The organism is Salinispora oceanensis, from assembly GCF_000383575.1.
Classification (GTDB): Bacteria; Actinomycetota; Actinomycetes; order Mycobacteriales; family Micromonosporaceae; genus Micromonospora; species Micromonospora oceanensis.
In genome coordinates this window covers 2,814,880-2,831,433 of record NZ_KB911579.1, presented here as the reverse complement: position 1 = coordinate 2,831,433, position 16,554 = coordinate 2,814,880, and the positions used below count along the sequence as shown (strand labels likewise).

The following is a 16,554-nucleotide window of genomic DNA, read 5'->3' as shown; positions in this document are numbered from 1 at the left end:
TCCGGGGAAGGTCAGGCGCGATGACTCCGCGCGCTGCTGTGGATCACCACTGCGACCCCGACCAGCAGCAACGCCAGACCCGGCAACGCTGACGGCTGCGGCAACTGACCCAACCACGCCCAGCCGATCAGCGCCGCGCCCGGCGCCTCCAACAAGATCAACATACTGACCGTGGTGGCCGAGACCCGACGCAGCGCGTAGGTGAACATCGAATGACCTAGCAGCTGGGCGCCGGCCACCAGGGCCAGCACCGCGAGCCAGGTACGGGTGTCGAAGCCGGACAGCCGCACCCCACCAAGCCAGCAGACCAGGCCCAGGACCAGAGCGCAGACGCCATAGCAGACAGTGGTGTACGTGGTCGTGCTGACCGTACGACGGGCCTGCTCCCCGAGGGCCGTGTAGACCGCGGCGAACATTCCACCGAGAATCGCGAGCAGATCACCGAGGAACGCCGAACCGGAAGCCGCGAAGTCGGCTCCGGCGGCCATTCCCGCGCCGAGAACCGCCACCCCGACCCCGGCCCACACCGCCCTCGGCAGTCGCCGACCCTGGGCCTGCGCGATCAGCCCCTGCCAGACGGGTTGGGTGGCGACCAGCGCGGCTGCCGCCGCCACCGTGGTGAGCTTGACACTGGGCATCCAGGCGGCGAAGTGCGCGGCGAGCGCGACCCCGGAGAAGAGGCAGTACCAGCCGGCGCGGCGTCCTTCCGGTGCGGCCAACGCCCGCAACTCCGCGCGCCGCCGGAGCAGGGTGGCCGGACCGAGCACCGCGGTGGAGAGCAGGTTGCGCCAGAAGGCTACCGCCAGGGCCGGTGCGGCGGCGAAGGCAACCAGCGGTGCGGAGGACGACACGGCGAATACGGCGAGGGCGAGCGCACCGACGGTCAGGGGCTCCGGTGGCAGCCGGGACGGCAGAGCGGGCACGGGGAGCAATAGTCACACGAATCCGAGGCCGGGCCGAAGCGATGCCGACCCGCACCCCACCGCGCCGGGGCGTGGGCTGAGGTCAGCGCCGTCGGACGCGGTGCAGCCGGAACGGCTTGCGGGCGGCCCGAACCACCGCTGCCGGGCGGGGTGGCTGGGCCAGCGAAGCGGCGGGGAGTGCCGAGCCGGCCAGCGGGTCACCGGCGGGAACGAGGCGGTTGAGCGCGCACCCGACCGTCGCCCAGCGGGCCACCAGGTCGGCAGCCGACCCTGGTGCGTTCAACCGCTTCGCTGCGACCAGCGGCGCGCTGGTCTCCCAGTCTTCGGTACCGGGCAGCAACCGGGTAACTTCCGCCGGCCAGGTGACGATCCGGCCGCCGTGATCGCCCCGCAGCGTGACCTCCGCCCGCCTCGCATCGGCGAGCCCGGGAGCGGACTGCTCCCCCGGCCCGCTGACCACGAGGAGCGCGCCCGCCAGGGGCATACACCAGAGCGCGGACGCCGGGGCGTCGGCGACGCCGACCCAGGCGATGGCCGCCTTCTTCAGCGCCTCGTCAACCAGCAGGTTGCTGCGTCCTACCGCGTCACTCACCCCCGCATCCTCCCGCACCCCCCGCCGGTCCGCACCCCACGGTCGGGGGTTGAGACAGCTCCGGTTCGCCGCCACAGCAGCGACGTCACCGCCCGCGCCGCTCAGCCGACGAACGGCGGGATCACAATCTCACCCCGGGCCACCGGTACCACCTGGCCGGCGACGGTGGCGCCGAGGGCGGCCCCATCCGTCGCGGTAACCGTACAGGTCAGCGCGGATGGTCGGTTGATCTCGCTGCCCTGGCGGACGGCGTATCCGGTCCGACCAGTACCAGGTAGCAACCCACTGGCCACCAACCACACCCCCAGTCCCAGGGCGGCCGACCCGGTCGCCGGATCCTCCGGCCCTCCCAGCCCGGGGACGAAGACCCGGGTGTGCGCGGTCCGCGACTCGGCGTCCCAGGAGAAGACCGCGATGTGCTCCACGCCGTACCGCTGCGCGGCCCCCGGATTCAGCTGGGCGCGGGGGACCGCGTCCCGATGCACCGGCAGGTATGGAAACTCCAGCCCGCAGCCGGCCACCCGGGGCGCCGGCCCGGCCTGGTCGTCCGCGGTGAGGCCAACCAGCTCCAGCAGCGGTCCCGGATCCAGCTCGGGGCCGAGCGTCGGCGTGCCTCCGGTCAGCGTCGCGCCGGTCGCCTCCACCTCGATCGGCAGCACACCGGCGCCGCACTCCTGCCGAACCGAGCCGGTGGCGAAGAGACCACGCCGGCTCGCGGTGACCGCCGCGCCAACACTCGGATGACCGGCGAACGGCAACTCGGCAGCCGGGGTGAAGATCCGCGCCCGATAGGTAGCGTCGGCCCGGGTTGGTGGGAGCACGAACACCGTCTCGGAGAGGTTGAACTCCAGCGCCAGTGCCTGCATCTGCTCCGTGGCCAACCCCTGGGCGCCGAACACCACCGCCAGGGGATTGCCGGCGAAGGGGCGATCGGTGAAGACGTCCACGATCTCGTAATCCAGGGTCGACATGCTGATAGACAGTAGGCGCCTAGGCTGGTCTGCGTGAGTACGCCGACCCGGGTCTTCATCGCCCGGCTCGCCGGCGTCGCCGTCTACGACCCCAACGGCGACCAGGTGGGCCGGGTCCGCGACGCGGTAGCTCGGCTACGGGCCACGAAGCACCCGCCGGAGGTGGTCGGCCTGGTCGCCGAGATGCCGATGCGGCGGCGGATCTTTCTCTCGATCAACCGGATCACCTCGATCGATTCGGACGCCGTGGTCCTCGGCACCGGCACCCTCAACCTGCGCCGGTTCGAGAAGCGCCCGAACGAGCTGCTCGTCCTCCAGGAACTGCTCGACCGGCGGGTGCAGATCCACCCGGACGGGGTGGCCGGGGTCGTGGTGGATGTCGCCATGGAGGCGGCCCGCGACGAGTGGACGTTGACCCGGGTCGCCGTCCGTGAGCACACCGGCCGACTCACCCGCCGCGGCAACCTGCGCCAGATCGAGTGGGACCGGGTCCGCGGGTTGAGCGGGTTCGCCGACAACCGGGGTACCGCCAACCTGCTGGCGGTCCTGGATGAGATGCGCCCCGCGGACCTGGCGAACGCCCTGCAGGACCTGCCCGACGAACGGCGCAACGAGATCGCGGCCGCCTTCGACGACGAACGGCTGGCCAACGTACTCAGCGAGTTGCCGGAGCACGACCAGGTGGAGGTTCTGGCCGCACTGGACCGAGAGCGGGCCGCGGACGTGCTGGAGCAGATGGACCCGGACGACGCCGCCGACCTGCTCGGCGCGCTCCCGCCACCGGAGCAGGATGTCCTGCTCGACCTGATGGAGCCAGACGAGGCCGATCCCGTACGCCAGCTCCTCAAGTACACGCCGGGCACGGCCGGGTCGGTGATGACCTCCGAACCGGTGATTCTGCCCCCGGACGCGACAGTCGCCGAGGCACTGGCCCGAATCCGCGAACCCCAGCTCTCCCCCGCGGTGGCCGCCCAGGTCTTCGTCACCCGGGCACCGCTGACCGCGCCGACCGGCCGCTACCTCGGAATCGTGCACTTCCAACGGCTGCTGCGGGAACCGCCGGCCGACCTGCTGGGCGGGGTGGTGGTCAACGACATCGACCCGCTGCGGCCGGTCACTCCGCTACCTGAGATCACCCGCCGGATGGCCACCTACGACCTGGTCGCCATGCCGGTGATCGACCGCAGCAGCCGCCTGGTGGGCGCGGTCACCGTGGACGACGTACTGGACCATCTGCTACCTCGGGACTGGCGGGACCGGGACGCGCGGCCGCCCGCCCCGGTCGGCACCGCCGAATCGTCGGACGGCCCGGATGGTTGAGCGGCGGCGGCCGGAGCGGTTGGACCAGCCACGCGAGGTCCGACGCGTCCAGCTGCCCCGGTTCGACCCGGAGGCCTTCGGCCGATGGTCGGAGGCGATCGCCCGGAAGATGGGCACCGCCCACTTCATCGTCTACATGACCGTGGTGATCGCCACCTGGTTCATCTGGAACACGCTCGCCCCCGCGGATCTTCGGTTCGACCCGTACACCTTCACGTTCCTGACCCTGATGTTGTCGTTGCAGGCGAGCTACGCGGCGCCGCTGATCCTGCTCGCCCAGAACCGCCAGGCGGACCGGGACCGGCTGGCGCTGGAGGAGGATCGGCGTCGGGCGACCGCCCAGAAGGCCGACACCGAGTACCTGGCCCGGGAGATCGCGGCGCTCCGGAACGCGATGGGCGAGGTCGCCACCCGCGACTTCCTCCGCTCCGAGCTGGCCCGGCTCGCCGAGGAGCTGGACGACGCCGCCCAACGCCGGCTACGCCGGCAACGCCGGGCCCCGGGATCGCCGGTCAACGGGGACGGGCTCGACGAACCCCGGGATGAGGTGGAGACCGACCCGGCCGGCGATGGGCACACCGGTCCCGGGAACAGGTGATCGCCGTCGCTGCCACCCAGGGCGGCGCCGCATCGTCGCCGACGTAGCATTGCCGTCATGTCTGCACCAGCCAATACCGTCTCCGACGCGATTCAGGCCGCCCTGGCCACTGTCAACGACCCGGAGATCCGCCGTCCCATCACGGAGTTGGGCATGGTCCGCTCCGCGGCGATCGGCGACGACGGCGTGGTTCAGGTTGAGCTGCTGCTCACCGTCGCCGGCTGCCCGCTGAAGGAGAAGCTGCGCTCGGACATCACGGCCGCCGTGAGCGCGGTGCCGGGCGTGACGGGGGTGGAGATCGAGTTCGGCGTGATGAGCCCCGAGCAGCGCAAGGAACTCCAGACCAAGCTACGCGGCGGCGGCACCGACCAGGAGCCCGTGATTCCGTTCGCCCAGCCCGGCTCCCGCACCCGGGTGTACGCGGTGGCCAGCGGCAAGGGCGGTGTCGGCAAGTCCAGCGTGACGGTCAACCTGGCGGCGGCGCTGGCCGCCCGGGGACTCTCCGTCGGGGTGGTTGACGCGGACATCTACGGCCACTCGGTGCCGCGGATGCTCGGGGCCGAGGGTCGCCCCACCCGCGTCGAGGACATGATCATGCCGCCCGAGTCGCACGGCGTGAAGGTCATCTCGATCGGGATGTTCACCCCCGGCAACGCCGCCGTGGTGTGGCGCGGCCCGATGCTGCACCGGGCCCTACAGCAGTTCCTCGCCGACGTGTACTGGGGCGACCTGGACGTGCTCCTGCTCGACCTGCCCCCGGGCACCGGTGACGTGGCGATCTCGCTGGCCCAGCTGCTGCCCAACGCCGAGATCCTGGTGGTCACCACGCCGCAGACCGCCGCCGCCGAAGTGGCGGAGCGGGCCGGCGCGATCGCGTTGCAGACCCACCAGCGGGTGGTCGGTGTCATCGAGAACATGTCGTGGCTGGAGCTGCCGGACGGCACCCGGATGGAGGTCTTCGGGGCCGGCGGCGGCCAGACGGTCGCCGACTCGTTGACGAAGGCCATCGGTGCACAGGTGCCGCTACTCGGTCAGGTCCCGCTCGACACCCGGGTCCGCGAGGCCGGCGACGAGGGCAACCCGGTCGTGCTCGCCGCGCCGGCCTCCCCCGCCGCCGCGGCGCTGGGCCAGGTCGCGGACCGGCTCGCGGTACGACGCGAGTCACTGCTCGGCAAACCGCTGGGCCTCAAGCCGGCCGGCAGCTAGCGCCACCTGGTCGAGCCGTACTCCCCCGGACCTCTTCCTGGGCGGCCCGCCGGTCCACCGGTCCAGGCGGGTTGCTGGGCCCGCCGGTCAGGTGATCAGGCGGGCCCGCAGGTCGCTGACCTCGGCTGCGGTCAGGCCGCTCTCGAGGAGGTAGCCGGGCATCGTCAGGGCAGCGACCGTCGAGCTCAACGATTCCTCGATGGTGGTGTTCCGAGTCGCTAAACGCTCGGTCACCGCGACGAGTTGGTCGGGGTGACCGAGCTCGGCGTAGCGCTGCCGCATCCGCTCGTAGGAGAGCAGGTAGTCGGCGACGATCTCCTCCGGCGTCGCCTCCGCCAAGGTCAGCAACACCAGCGCGAGCAGCCCCGTCCGGTCCTTGCCGCCGGAGCAGTGAAACAGCACGCAGCCGGGCGCGGCGGTGCTGATCGCCCGGACGGCGGCGGTCACCCGCTCCGACTGCTCGGCCAGCATCGCCGGGTAGTACAGCGGCGACGCCAGGTTGTCGATCTTCTCCCAGTGTGCATAGAAGGGTGTGCCGACCGGTTCGAGCGGCACCCGCACCGTCGTCATCCCCGCTGGTCTGGGCGCGCTGTCCTGCCCGTACTCGTCGGCGTTGCGCAGATCAACGACCGTGCGCACCCCGTAGGCCCAGGCCGCCGCCCACCCCGCCGCGCTCAGGCGGTTCGGCTCCTCCATCCGGACCACCGCGCCTGGCCGCACCCGCCCGAGCCCGCCCAGATCCCGAGCATTGACACACCCGTCCCAGGAGAGCTCCCTGCTCCGCGCCGCCGCCGAGTCATCGCCGTCGGCGCTGACGAGCGGCGTCGATCCACAGTCGATGTTAGTCATGCCACGGCACCATAGTTCGACCCCGCAACCGAACCCCGACGAGACGTCCGTCAGGTCGCGCCATCGGTAAGTGGTCGCGCCGCCACGACTGGTCGCCTCATCAGTAGCTGGTTGTGCCGTCGGTCAGGTTGCGGCGTCAGTCAGGTCGCGTCGTCGTAGCTGATCCGAGGAGTGGGCGCGGGCGAGGTACCGCCGGTCGCCGGGGCCGGGCGGCCGGCTGGACGGCTTGCCGGGTCAACGGCGGTGGCGACGTCCTTCAGCTCCTCGTGCACGCTGGTCACATCGGCCCGCAGGTTGTCGTAGACCCCCTGCAACGGCTTCCGAATCGCCGCCTCATCCTCCTCACTGAGCAGGTGCTTGCGAACGAACGTCTTCGGATGCAGGTCCTGGAGCTGAATGTCGGTGCCCAATTCCCGACTCAGGTCAGTGGTGGCGTTGTTCGCCATCCGGCGCAGGTTACGCACCATCCGCAGACCGTCACTGATGACCGTGGGCAGCCGGTCACCGAAGATCAGCAGCGCCAGGAGCAACAGCGCACCGATCTCCCACCAGTTCAGGTTGTCGAACACCGCACGATCCTCCCTTCGGCCTCAGCGCAAGCCTACGCACGTCACAGGCTAGCTCGGCAGGGGGCCGAGCGACTCACTTCGCATCCGCGACCAGGGTCACCGAGGCGTTCCGCCGCGACGTGCCACGCCGGTACTCCACCACCACCACGGACCCGGGTGCGAACTTACGAACCAGGGCGATCAGGTCGGTCGGCTCGTTCGTCGGCCGCCCGTTGAGCGTGACGATCACGTCATTCGCCCGCAGCCCGGCGCTGGCCGCCGGGCCAGACGGCTCCACCGAGACCAACCGCACCCCCGCCCCGGCGCCCCCGCCGCCCACCTGAGCGCCGATCACCGTACGACGGGCCTTGCCGGTGCCGATGATGTCCTGGGTGATCCGCTTGGCCTGGTTGATCGGGATCGCGAAGGCGAGCCCGATGTTGCCGGCCTCCTGCCCCTCGGCGACCAACGACTTGATCGTGGAGTTGACCCCGATCACCCGCCCGGCACCGTCCACCAGGGGGCCGCCGGAGTTGCCGTGGTTGACCGCCGCATCGGTCTGGATCGCCGCGTAGTAGCGGGTGGGGCCGCCCGGCTCGCCCGCCTGCATCGTCCGGTCGAGGGCGCTGATGATGCCGGCGGTGACCGTGTTGGTGAGGGAGAGCGGCGACCCGATGGCCAACACCGGATCGCCGACCGCGAGCGCTTCCGAGTCACCGAACGCCACCGGGTGGAGCCCCTCCTTCGCGACCTTGATGACCGCGATGTCCGACTCCGGATCCTGGCCGACGAGGGTGGCCGGGGCGGAGCTCCCGTCATTGAAGATCACCGTGGCGGGCCCGGTCGCACCCGCCACCACGTGGTCGTTGGTAATCAGATAGCCATCGGTGGTGGCGATGAAGCCGGAACCCTCACTCATCCCGTCGGGGCCCGCCACCCGAACCGTGACCACGCTCGGCAGCACCCGCTCGGCCACGCCGGCGAGCGACTCCGGCCTCCGCTGGGCCAGCTCCGGCGGCTGAATCGGGGCACCGCCGAGGACCGGAGTGGTCCCGCCCCGGATCGCGAACGCGTAACCGAGCGCGCCTCCCAACGCACCGGCGAGCAGGGCGGTGACCAACGGAATGATCAACACGTGTCGCAGGGCGGGACGGGCCGACGAATCCGGGTCGGTGACCGGCTCCGTCTCCGTACCGGGAACCGGCGCGGCGGGCACGACCACCGCCGCCGGTGCCATCGGGTCCCGCCACGGGTCGGCCAACGCGTCAGACCACCACGGCGCCCCCGGGCCACCCGGCGGAGGAGCGGCCGACGACGAGCCCGCCACTGTGGCACCCGTCCCGGGCTGGCGCCAGTCCCAGCCGTCGGTCACGTCGCTGCCTCCCACTCGTCGCGGGTCCATCCGCGCCAACCACACCTGACCGGTCGCACTCGTTCGCACACCGCCTCCAGGATTGCACGGAAGCCACGGATGCCGTCACGGTCGCCCACCGTGATCGTCGATGTGGGGACGCGCGGCTGCGCCCCGTGCACATCGCCTCTAGGCTCACAGTGCCCCACTCACCCCTGAAGGGCGTGTTCCGATCATGCTGCCGCACCACCCGGAGCCCGCTCTGACCCGAACGCCGTCCGGAGGTGCCCCATCGCCACGGTCGCCAATTCCGGCTCTTCGGCCCAGGCTCTGCAGCTCGCGGAGTCGTATGTGACCGAGGATCTCGTACTGCGCACCGCCCGCGCCCTCGCCCACGAGGTCGGCCTCGAGGCGGTGACCCCGGGTGCGGGTGCGGCCCTGCGGCTGCTGGCCGCCGCGGGGAACGCCCGCGCGGTGGTGGAGATCGGCACCGGCACCGGCGTCAGCGGCGTCTGGCTGCTGCGCGGCATGCGCCCCGACGGGGTGCTGACCACGATCGACGGTGAGATCGAGCATCAACGCATCGCGCGCCGGATCTTCACCGAGGCCGGCTTCACCTCCGGCCGGAGTCGGATCATTACCGGTCGCGCGCTGGACGTGCTGCCACGCCTCGCCGACGGTGCGTACGACCTGGTGTTCGTTGACACCGAGGCGACTGGCTTCGCCGCCTGCGTGGACGCCGCCCACCGGCTGCTCCGCCCGGGCGGAGTGCTCGCCCTCAACGGTGCCCTGGCCGACGGCCGGATCGCCGATCCCGCCGCCCGGGACCCGGAGACGGTGACTACCCGGGAGACGATCAAGGCGATCCGGGAGTCCGAGTACTGGATTCCCGCCCTGCTCCCGGTCGGCCACGGGCTCCTCACCGCAGTGCGCGGCTAGGCAACCAGAGGCCGGCTGTCTGTTGGGGCTCCAGCGGGCAGCCGGCACTCCACTCGGGCCGGGCCGGCTGCCGACCGGGCCGGCTGCCACCGCCGTCCGGCCCGACGCAGGTCAGCCGAGCGTCTCCAGCCAGCGCAGGAGCGAACGGACACCCCAGCCGGTGGCGCCCGGGGTCAACTCCGCCTCCGCCCCTTCCGACCAGGACGGCGCCGACATGTCGACGTGCACCCAACGGTCCCGCAGTTCGCCGAGGAACTCACGCAGGTAGAGCGCCGCCACCACCGAGCCGGCGCCCTGGGCCGGCGCACTGTACAGATCGGCGAGGTCACTGCGGAGGTAGTCGACGTAGTCAGTCGGCAGTGGCAACCGCCACGCCGCTTCACCGGCCGCGTTGACCGCCGCCAACACGTCCTCGGCGAGGCGATCGTCCTCGCTGTACAGGGCGGCGGTGCGCTTGCCCAGCGCCACCGCGTTCGCACCGGTCAGCGTGGCCAGATCGACGACCAGGTCGGGCTGGTGTTCCCGTACGGCGTAGGCGAGCGCATCGGCGAGGACCAGCCGGCCCTCGGCGTCGGAGTTGGTGGTCTCGCTGGTCACGCCCCCGTAATGGCGGATGATGTCGCCTGGCCGGAACGCGGCGCCGCTGACCATGTTCTCGGCCAGCGGGGCGAGGGTGGTGACCCGGACCGGCAGCCGCCGCAGGGCCGCCCCCAGCGTGGCCGCCACCACCGCTGCCGCACCGGCCATGTCCTTGCGCATCAGCTTCATGCTGGCCCGGGGTTTGATCGAGATTCCCCCGGTGTCGAAGGTGATCCCCTTGCCGACCAGTACGACGTGCATCCGCGCTCCGGCCGGCCGCCAGTCCAGCTCGACCAGACGGGGACCGTTGGCGGAGCCCGTGCCGACCGCGACGATCCCGCCGAAGCCCTCGACGGCCAGCTCATCCGGTTCCCGGACCCGTAGGTGCAGGTCGGGGACGCCGGCCGCGGCGTCGGCCACCTGCCCGGCGAACCACTGCGGGTTCTTCACCGACGAGGGCATGTTCACCAGGTCGCGGGCGAGTCGGGTCATCTCCGCGGTGGTGCGGGCACCCGCGACCACGTCGGCGTACTCCGCCGGATCCGGCACCACCAGGTCGACCGCGGCCAGGGCGGGTACGGCCTTGTCGGCACCGAGCCGGAACCGGTACGACGCCAGCAGCAACCCTTCCACCAGCCCCCGTACGGCCGCTGGGGTGGCAGCCACCGGGAGCGGGAGTGTGACGTGCGCCGCATCGGCCGCCGCTCGGGCGAGGGCGGCCCCGGCCGTCCGCCAGGCCGCCTCGTCCCCGGCCCCGATCCCGAACGGGACCAGGCGGCCCGGCGCCTGTCCCGGTCGGATCTGGTTCCAGGTCTGACCGGCATCGCCGCCCAGGCGCGCGGCCGGCAGCAGCGCGGTGAGCTCGTCGGCGACCCCGTCCGGCAGGGCCGCTGCGACGGGCACCAGCTGAGCTGACGGTTCCGCCTCGGCGGCAGGTCGGACGGGCAGGGCCAGAACATCGAGCCGCTCAGGCTCGGCGAGTAGCCGGATGGCGAACACGCGACGCCGTACCTTCCAGGTGAAGCCTGCGGAGCGACCTCCGCAGAACAGGATAAATATCCGCAAATGGCTGCTGGGGCAGCGCGGTGGGCCGGCCGACGACCGGCGGTGGCCGCCCGGAGTCCCGGGCGGCCACCGCCTCGCCGTCCGCTTCAGCACGCCTACGACCACCGACATGGGAACACCGGTGAATCAGGAGGCGGATGGACCGTCCACGCGAGGCGCGGACGGCCCATACTCAGCCGGCAGCCGCCCTCAGCGCGGCACCGAGCGCGTTGGCCTCGTCCGGAGTCATCTCGACGACGAGCCGGCCACCGCCCTCCAGCGGGACTCGCATGACGATGCCACGGCCCTCCTTGGTGACTTCCAGCGGACCGTCGCCCGTCCGCGGCTTCATCGCCGCCATGTTGTCTCCCCTCAGACCTGAACCAGGGTCGGTGGGTTGCCCCACAGCCACTTCGCCACGACCACCCGCAACCTTCACCGGGGTGTCGACCAACGATTTTCCCTGATGAACACCGCTGGACCCAAACCGAGGCAGTATTGATGTAACAGAACCTAGCTTATCCCGAGAAGGCCTGTCACAATGTGCGGTCATGCAGGCACGGTCGGCACTCTTCGACCTCTACGGTGACCACCTCCGACCTCGAGGTGGCCGGGCGCAGGTCGCTGCCCTGGTCAAGCTGCTGGCGCCACTGGGCATCGCACCGCCAGCAGTACGGACGGCGGTCTCCCGGATGGTACGCCAGGGCTGGCTCGAACCCCTCCGGATGGCCACCGGACCCGGATACGCGATCACCCCGAAAGCCGCTCGTCGGTTGGACGAGGCGGCTACCCGGATCTACCGCACCGGCAAAACCGGCTGGGACGGGCGCTTCGACCTGCTCGTCGTGGCGGCACCAACCACCCGCCGGGAACGCCAGCGTCTCGCCGCGAACCTGAGCTTCCTCGGCTACGGCACGCTCGACGAGTGCACGTGGGTGGCCACCCGACCGGGCGAGGACGTTGACCTGCTCCTCGACGAGGCGGGGGTGCGCTACGAGCGGTTCACCGCCGCGCACGCGGCCGGCACGCCGGGCGCGATGGGCGTCGTCCGCCGCGCCTGGGACCTGGCCGAGATCGGCCGGGCGTACGAGCAGTTCGTCGCCGAACAGCGGGCGCTGCTCAGCGGGGTCACCGTACGCAGTCCCGACGAGGAGGCGTACGCCGCCCGGTTTCGGCTCGTGCACGCCTGGCGCACCTTCCTGTTCCGGGACCCGCAGCTGCCGCCGGCGCTGCTCCCCGAGCGTTGGCCGGGCACCGCCGCGGGCAGCTTCTTCGACCGCCACGCGGCCCGACTACGGCCGGCCGCCGACCGTTACGTCGAGGCCTGCCTCGACGCCGGTAACCGCATCACTGGACAGAAGGGTCATTGAACCGTGACCGAGCCACTCCTCATCGACCGCACCGACGCCGTCGTAACCCTCACCCTGAACCGCCCCACGGCCATGAACGCGTTCGACACGGCGCTGAAGGAGGCGCTCCGGGACGCCCTGGCCGAGCTGGAAAATGACCGGAGCTGCCGAGCGGTGGTGCTGGCCGGGTCGGGCGGTTCGTTCAGTGCTGGCCAGGATCTGCGCGAACACGTGCGGACGCTGGAGTCCAGCGAGGGTAACCCGCTCGACACCGTGGGAACGCATTACAACCCGATCGTCGCCCGGCTGGCGGGCCTGGCCAAACCCGTCGTCGCCGCCGTGGGCGGCATGGCCGCCGGGGCGGGGGCCTCGCTGGCCTTCCTCGCCGACATTCGGGTCGGTGGACCCTCCACCAGCTTCCTCATGGCCTTCGCCAAGGTTGGGCTCGCCGCCGACACCGGCGCCTCGTGGACGCTGCCCCGGCTCGTCGGCCACGCCAAGGCCGTCGAGCTGCTGATGCTCGCCGAGCCGGTACGGGCGGCGGAGGCCCACCAGCTTGGCCTCCTCAACCGGCTGGTCGCGACCGACGAGGAGGTGTTGCCGGCGGCGCAGGAGTTGGCCGCCCGGTTGGCGGCGGGCCCGACCATCGCGTACGGGGCGATCAAACGACAGCTCTCCATCGCGGACGCGGGCACTCTCGCCGACGCCCTGGCCGCCGAGGCGCAGGCTCAGTCGATCTGCGGCGCCACCGCCGACCACCGCTCCGCCACCATGGCCTTCGTCGCCAAGCAGAAGCCGGTCTTCGAGGGCCGCTGACGACACCCGGGGGCGGAGCCGCCCCCGGTCAGTCGTCCTCCTCCGGGTCCTGGTTGGCTTCCTCGCCGAGGACGAACGCCTGCATGGCCAGCTCGTTGCCGGACGGCCAGACGAATGCGGGTAGCTCGCGGGGGCCCAACTCCTGCACATAGGCCCAGAACTCCCGAACCGCCTCCGCCGGTGACACGGCCTCGATCGGCAGGTTGAGACTGACCATCCAGGACTGCCGTGGCGGGGGCGGACCGAGCTGGTCGGCCAGCGCCTGGAACGCCGTCGGGTCCAGCGGGGTGACCGGCCCGTCAACCGTCAGGGCATCGGCCAACACCGGGGTGTCGAAAGACCGGCGGGTGTACGTGATCACCAGCCGCGGCTCGACCCGCTCCGCGGGCGGGCCGTCCGGGCGCAGGTCGCTGATGTCGGTGACCTGACCCAGCGCAACCAACCTCGACGGCGCGTCGGCGAGCACCGCGACCTGGTCGCCGGGGCGCGGCCGGGCTCCCTCGGCACCGACCAGCTCGAGCGTGTCATGGTGCACGAGCCGCTCGGCCTCGTACCGCCCCGGCGGCAGCAACACGGCCCAGGTGTCCGCGCCGTCGGCACGGGGCGTCCGGTCGGTCCGGTCCGCGGTGTCGGTCGTCATGCACCCCATCCCATCACGTCGTCATCGCCAGCCGGCACGTGGCAACCGACGAGATGGTCGTCAACCATGCCGGTGGCCTGCATCAGCGCGTAGGCGGTGGTCGGGCCGACAAACCGGAAGCCCCGCTTCTTCAACGCCTTCGCCATCATGGTGGACTCCACGGTCAGCGCCGGCACCTGCGCGAACGAGGCGGGCCGTTCGCGGCGCGGCGGCGGGGCGAAGGACCAGAGCAGGTCGGAGAGACCGACCGGAAGTTCCAGTGCGACCCGGGCGTTGGAGATCGCCGCCTCGATCTTGGCCCGGTTGCGGACGATGCCGGTGTCATCGAGCAGCCGGGCGACGTCCGCGGCGGAGAAAGCTGCCACCGACTCGATCCGGAACCCGTCGAACGCCTTCCGAAACGCGGCCCGCTTCCGGAGGATGGTCAGCCACGACAGCCCGGACTGGAACGCCTCCAGCGTCATCCGCTCGTAGAGGGCGTCGTCGCCGCGCAACGGGCGGCCCCACTCGGTGTCGTGGTAGACGGCGTAGTCGGGCGTGCCCGCCCCCCAGGCGCAGCGAGACGAACCGTCAGCACCGATCACGAGGTCAGTCACGCGTCAACGCTACGACACCCCACCGACGCCCCGACCACGACCGGCCGTGGCCCGGCCCGCGAATCAGGGGAGGCGGCCCTGCTCCACCCGCCGCCCGAAGCGCCGGAGGGCCTGGGTCAGGCCGACCTTCGAACCGGGCCACAGGAAGGGCCACACGACCCGTCCGGCCGCCCCGCCCGGCAGCTGGAACCACTCGTGCCAGACGACCTGGGTCCGCCCGCCGGCCAGCGGGGTGCACCGCAGCACGCCGGGGCCGCGCAGCAGCCTCCCGCAGTGGACCACGCGCACCTCATACGGTGCGTCCACCCGTACCACCCGCATCTCGTCGCGGAGTGTGGCCGGCCCGACCGCGGTGACCGCCTCGACCAGGCTGCCCTCGCCACCATCACCCTCGACCACCCGGACCTTGGTGAAGGGGATCCATTCGCCCTGTCGTTCCCAGGCCACGAGTGCCGCGAAGACCTGCTCGGCCGACGCGTCAACGATCACCGCGGCGGTAACCTCGGCGCCCCCTGGCCGCGCCACCTCCCGCAGGTCAGCACCGTCCGAGGGGACCCACTCCTCGGCGCTGTCCCCCGCCGTCACACCGACTCCGACCGGGCGGTCGAGTCGGCTACCCCCGCGGACCGCGGGTCGTGCCCCGGGTCACCCACGGCCTCGCCGCCGGAACCAGCCGCGGAATCTGCCCGCGTCTGGTCACCGGACCGAGCTTCGGGATCTGGCTTGGCCGCGCCGTCGGAGCGGGCCTCGTCCGCCGACTCGTCAGCGGCCTCGCCGGTGTGCGGTTGGGACCGCCGCGCTGCCGCATCGGGCGAGTCGCCGCCGGCCCCAGGGTGCGCGCCGGCCGCCGCCTCGCGGGCGCGCAGAAGCGCGTCAGCATCGGCGCTGCGTCCCTCCCGCAACGCGGTGACCTCTGCCTCCAGCACCCCGATCAGCTCCGTCTTGTAGCCGATGTCGTACGCCGCCCGGCGCATCGCCTGGTCGACCTGAGCCATGCGGTACCCGCGCAACGCGGTGTCGAACCGCACCTGACCAACATCGGACTCCCGCAGCGGGCGGGTGCTGGGCAGGGGTACCGCCGTCCCGTCCGGCTCGGCCGGCACAAGACCCGAATCCCGACCGGTGACCAACACCGCCACACCGAAGACCACCGCCGCGACGGTGAGCGCCGCGACCAACAGGAGCAGAACCTGACCCATGCACCAAATCGTGGCACGTTAACCGGGGCGGGGCGACCCCACCACCCCGGATCCCCAGTGAGCAGGCGAAACAACCGCCGGTCCAGCCGCCCCGGTGCGGACCGACTAGCGTCGTGACCGCCGGGAGGTCCGGCGGCACCCTCGGGAGGCGGGATGGCGGACGCACTGCGGCTCGGCCGGCGAACCTTCGGCCCAGGTGAGCTCGGAGTCATGGCGATCATCAACCGCACCCCGGACTCATTCTTCGACCGGGGCGCGACCTTCGGGGAGGAGAGCGCGCTCCGGGCGGTGGAACGCGCGATCGCCGAGGGCGCGGACATCATCGACATCGGCGGGGTCAAGGCCGGTCCTGGTGCCGAGGTCGACGTGGCCGAGGAGATCCGCCGGACCGTGGCCACCATCGCCGCGGTCCGGGCCGCCTTCCCCGACGTGGTCATCTCGATCGACACCTGGCGGGCCGAGGTAGCCGTGGCGGCGGTGGCCGCCGGTGCGGACCTGCTGAACGACACGTGGTCCGGCACCGATCCAGCGCTGGCTCAGGTCGCGGCGGAGACCGGTGCCGGGCTGCTCTGCTCCCACGCGGGTGGGCTGACGCCGCGGACCCGGCCGCATCGGGTCGCCTACGACGACGTGCTCGCAGACGTGGTGGCGACCGTAACCGGCCTCGCCGAGCGGGCGGTGTCGCTGGGGGTACGGCCCGACGGCATTCTGATCGACCCGGCCCACGACTTCGGTAAGAACACCCACCACTCCTTGGAGCTCACCCGCCGCCTCGACGAACTCGCCGGGACCGGCTGGCCGCTGCTGGTTGCCCTGTCGAACAAGGACTTCATCGGCGAGACCCTGGACCTACCGGCCGTCGAACGACTGGAAGGCACCCTCGCCGCCACCGCAATCTCCGCCTGGTTGGGTGCCCGGGTGTTCCGGGCCCACCAGGTCCAGGCGACCCGCCGGGTCCTGGACATGGTGGCCACCATCCGGGGCGACCGCCCACCCGCCTCCACCCGGCGCGGCCTGGCGTAACGCACCGCCAA

At 71.8% G+C, this 16,554-nt stretch carries 19 protein-coding genes; 7 read left to right on the top strand and 12 right to left on the bottom strand.

Annotated elements, in window-relative coordinates; translation table 11 throughout:
* Nucleotides 1-11: 11 nt before the first annotated feature.
* The 3 genes from SALPAC4_RS0113270 to SALPAC4_RS0113260 form a co-directional block, all read right to left on the bottom strand.
* Nucleotides 12-923 carry a DMT family transporter gene (locus SALPAC4_RS0113270; protein WP_019870740.1) on the bottom strand — a complete coding sequence of 304 codons (912 nt, stop codon included), beginning with the start codon at nucleotides 921-923 and terminating at the stop codon, nucleotides 12-14.
* An 82-nt stretch (nucleotides 924-1,005) separates the two neighbouring features.
* Nucleotides 1,006-1,515, bottom strand: coding sequence for a hypothetical protein (locus tag SALPAC4_RS0113265; RefSeq protein WP_027644485.1), 510 nt, complete (start codon nucleotides 1,513-1,515; stop codon nucleotides 1,006-1,008).
* 101 nt (nucleotides 1,516-1,616) lie between these two features.
* On the bottom strand, nucleotides 1,617-2,486 hold the full coding sequence (locus tag SALPAC4_RS0113260) for a PhzF family phenazine biosynthesis protein (RefSeq protein WP_019870738.1): 870 nt from the start codon (nucleotides 2,484-2,486) through the stop codon (nucleotides 1,617-1,619).
* 33 nt (nucleotides 2,487-2,519) lie between these two features.
* Here SALPAC4_RS0113260 and SALPAC4_RS0113255 point away from each other — a divergent pair, with 33 nt between their 5' ends.
* From SALPAC4_RS0113255 to SALPAC4_RS0113245, 3 genes are read left to right on the top strand one after another with little or no spacing between them, the layout of a single operon-like run.
* The gene (locus SALPAC4_RS0113255) at nucleotides 2,520-3,806 is read left to right on the top strand and encodes a magnesium transporter MgtE N-terminal domain-containing protein (protein WP_019870737.1); all 1,287 of its coding nucleotides are present in this window, start codon (nucleotides 2,520-2,522) and stop codon (nucleotides 3,804-3,806) included.
* A complete protein-coding gene (locus SALPAC4_RS0113250) occupies nucleotides 3,799-4,404 on the top strand; it encodes a DUF1003 domain-containing protein (RefSeq protein WP_019870736.1) in 606 nt (201 codons plus the stop codon). Before SALPAC4_RS0113255 ends, SALPAC4_RS0113250 begins: the two co-directional genes overlap by 8 nt.
* A gap of 57 nt (nucleotides 4,405-4,461) precedes the next feature.
* Nucleotides 4,462-5,610, top strand: a complete 1,149-nt coding sequence (locus tag SALPAC4_RS0113245) for an Mrp/NBP35 family ATP-binding protein (RefSeq protein ID WP_019870735.1) — start codon at nucleotides 4,462-4,464, stop codon at nucleotides 5,608-5,610.
* A gap of 87 nt (nucleotides 5,611-5,697) precedes the next feature.
* Here the strand turns inward: SALPAC4_RS0113245 and SALPAC4_RS0113240 are convergent, their stop codons facing one another.
* From SALPAC4_RS0113240 to SALPAC4_RS0113230, 3 genes are all read right to left on the bottom strand, one after another.
* Nucleotides 5,698-6,459, bottom strand: coding sequence for a tyrosine-protein phosphatase (locus SALPAC4_RS0113240; RefSeq protein ID WP_019870734.1), 762 nt, complete (start codon nucleotides 6,457-6,459; stop codon nucleotides 5,698-5,700).
* A gap of 140 nt (nucleotides 6,460-6,599) precedes the next feature.
* A complete protein-coding gene (locus tag SALPAC4_RS0113235) occupies nucleotides 6,600-7,028 on the bottom strand; it encodes a Sec-independent protein translocase family protein (protein WP_019870733.1) in 429 nt (142 codons plus the stop codon).
* 73 nt (nucleotides 7,029-7,101) lie between these two features.
* Nucleotides 7,102-8,379: a S1C family serine protease gene (locus tag SALPAC4_RS0113230; protein WP_080640970.1), complete on the bottom strand. Its 1,278-nt coding sequence runs from the start codon at nucleotides 8,377-8,379 to the stop codon at nucleotides 7,102-7,104.
* 330 nt (nucleotides 8,380-8,709) lie between these two features.
* Here SALPAC4_RS0113230 and SALPAC4_RS0113225 point away from each other — a divergent pair, with 330 nt between their 5' ends.
* Nucleotides 8,710-9,297 (top strand): O-methyltransferase, encoded by a 588-nt coding sequence (locus SALPAC4_RS0113225; protein WP_018729426.1) that lies wholly within the window; start codon nucleotides 8,710-8,712, stop codon nucleotides 9,295-9,297.
* Nucleotides 9,298-9,408: 111 nt separating this feature from the next.
* On the opposite strand, the gene SALPAC4_RS0113220 is transcribed toward SALPAC4_RS0113225, so the two are convergent.
* Nucleotides 9,409-10,875 (bottom strand): leucyl aminopeptidase family protein, encoded by a 1,467-nt coding sequence (locus tag SALPAC4_RS0113220; protein WP_019870731.1) that lies wholly within the window; start codon nucleotides 10,873-10,875, stop codon nucleotides 9,409-9,411.
* A gap of 238 nt (nucleotides 10,876-11,113) precedes the next feature.
* Entirely contained in the window at nucleotides 11,114-11,281 is a 168-nt protein-coding gene (locus SALPAC4_RS26545) for a DUF3117 domain-containing protein (RefSeq protein ID WP_018729424.1), read from the bottom strand.
* A gap of 190 nt (nucleotides 11,282-11,471) precedes the next feature.
* Here SALPAC4_RS26545 and SALPAC4_RS0113210 point away from each other — a divergent pair, with 190 nt between their 5' ends.
* Both SALPAC4_RS0113210 and SALPAC4_RS0113205 read left to right on the top strand, forming a co-directional pair.
* Nucleotides 11,472-12,290: a PaaX family transcriptional regulator gene (locus SALPAC4_RS0113210; RefSeq protein WP_019870730.1), complete on the top strand. Its 819-nt coding sequence runs from the start codon at nucleotides 11,472-11,474 to the stop codon at nucleotides 12,288-12,290.
* A 3-nt stretch (nucleotides 12,291-12,293) separates the two neighbouring features.
* The gene (locus SALPAC4_RS0113205; RefSeq protein WP_019870729.1) at nucleotides 12,294-13,085 is read left to right on the top strand and encodes an enoyl-CoA hydratase-related protein; all 792 of its coding nucleotides are present in this window, start codon (nucleotides 12,294-12,296) and stop codon (nucleotides 13,083-13,085) included.
* 28 nt (nucleotides 13,086-13,113) lie between these two features.
* On the opposite strand, the gene SALPAC4_RS0113200 is transcribed toward SALPAC4_RS0113205, so the two are convergent.
* The 4 genes from SALPAC4_RS0113200 to SALPAC4_RS0113185 form a co-directional block, all read right to left on the bottom strand.
* A complete protein-coding gene (locus tag SALPAC4_RS0113200; protein WP_019870728.1) occupies nucleotides 13,114-13,725 on the bottom strand; it encodes a hypothetical protein in 612 nt (203 codons plus the stop codon).
* Nucleotides 13,722-14,321 carry a DNA-3-methyladenine glycosylase I gene (locus SALPAC4_RS0113195; protein WP_019870727.1) on the bottom strand — a complete coding sequence of 200 codons (600 nt, stop codon included), beginning with the start codon at nucleotides 14,319-14,321 and terminating at the stop codon, nucleotides 13,722-13,724. Before SALPAC4_RS0113195 ends, SALPAC4_RS0113200 begins: the two co-directional genes overlap by 4 nt.
* A 63-nt stretch (nucleotides 14,322-14,384) precedes the next feature.
* Nucleotides 14,385-14,906, bottom strand: coding sequence for an SRPBCC family protein (locus SALPAC4_RS0113190; protein ID WP_019870726.1), 522 nt, complete (start codon nucleotides 14,904-14,906; stop codon nucleotides 14,385-14,387).
* Nucleotides 14,903-15,520 (bottom strand): DivIVA domain-containing protein, encoded by a 618-nt coding sequence (locus SALPAC4_RS0113185; protein WP_019870725.1) that lies wholly within the window; start codon nucleotides 15,518-15,520, stop codon nucleotides 14,903-14,905. Before SALPAC4_RS0113185 ends, SALPAC4_RS0113190 begins: the two co-directional genes overlap by 4 nt.
* 153 nt (nucleotides 15,521-15,673) lie before the next feature.
* Between SALPAC4_RS0113185 and folP the strand changes: the two genes are divergently transcribed.
* The gene (gene folP, locus SALPAC4_RS0113180) at nucleotides 15,674-16,543 is read left to right on the top strand and encodes a dihydropteroate synthase (RefSeq protein WP_019870724.1); all 870 of its coding nucleotides are present in this window, start codon (nucleotides 15,674-15,676) and stop codon (nucleotides 16,541-16,543) included.
* Nucleotides 16,544-16,554 lie beyond the last annotated feature (11 nt).

Excerpts from the sequence above, each read along its gene's own strand:
- SALPAC4_RS0113260 (WP_019870738.1), bottom strand. The coding sequence starts at position 2,486 with ATGTCGACCCTGGATTACGAGATCGTGGACGTCTTCACCGATCGCCCC.
- SALPAC4_RS0113250 (WP_019870736.1), top strand. The coding sequence starts at position 3,799 with ATGGTTGAGCGGCGGCGGCCGGAGCGGTTGGACCAGCCACGCGAGGTC.
- SALPAC4_RS0113245 (WP_019870735.1), top strand. The coding sequence starts at position 4,462 with ATGTCTGCACCAGCCAATACCGTCTCCGACGCGATTCAGGCCGCCCTG.
- SALPAC4_RS0113240 (WP_019870734.1), bottom strand. The coding sequence starts at position 6,459 with ATGACTAACATCGACTGTGGATCGACGCCGCTCGTCAGCGCCGACGGC.
- SALPAC4_RS26545 (WP_018729424.1), bottom strand. The coding sequence starts at position 11,281 with ATGGCGGCGATGAAGCCGCGGACGGGCGACGGTCCGCTGGAAGTCACC.
- SALPAC4_RS0113210 (WP_019870730.1), top strand. The coding sequence starts at position 11,472 with ATGCAGGCACGGTCGGCACTCTTCGACCTCTACGGTGACCACCTCCGA.
- SALPAC4_RS0113200 (WP_019870728.1), bottom strand. The coding sequence starts at position 13,725 with ATGACGACCGACACCGCGGACCGGACCGACCGGACGCCCCGTGCCGAC.
- SALPAC4_RS0113185 (WP_019870725.1), bottom strand. The coding sequence starts at position 15,520 with ATGGGTCAGGTTCTGCTCCTGTTGGTCGCGGCGCTCACCGTCGCGGCG.
- folP (WP_019870724.1), top strand. The coding sequence starts at position 15,674 with ATGGCGGACGCACTGCGGCTCGGCCGGCGAACCTTCGGCCCAGGTGAG.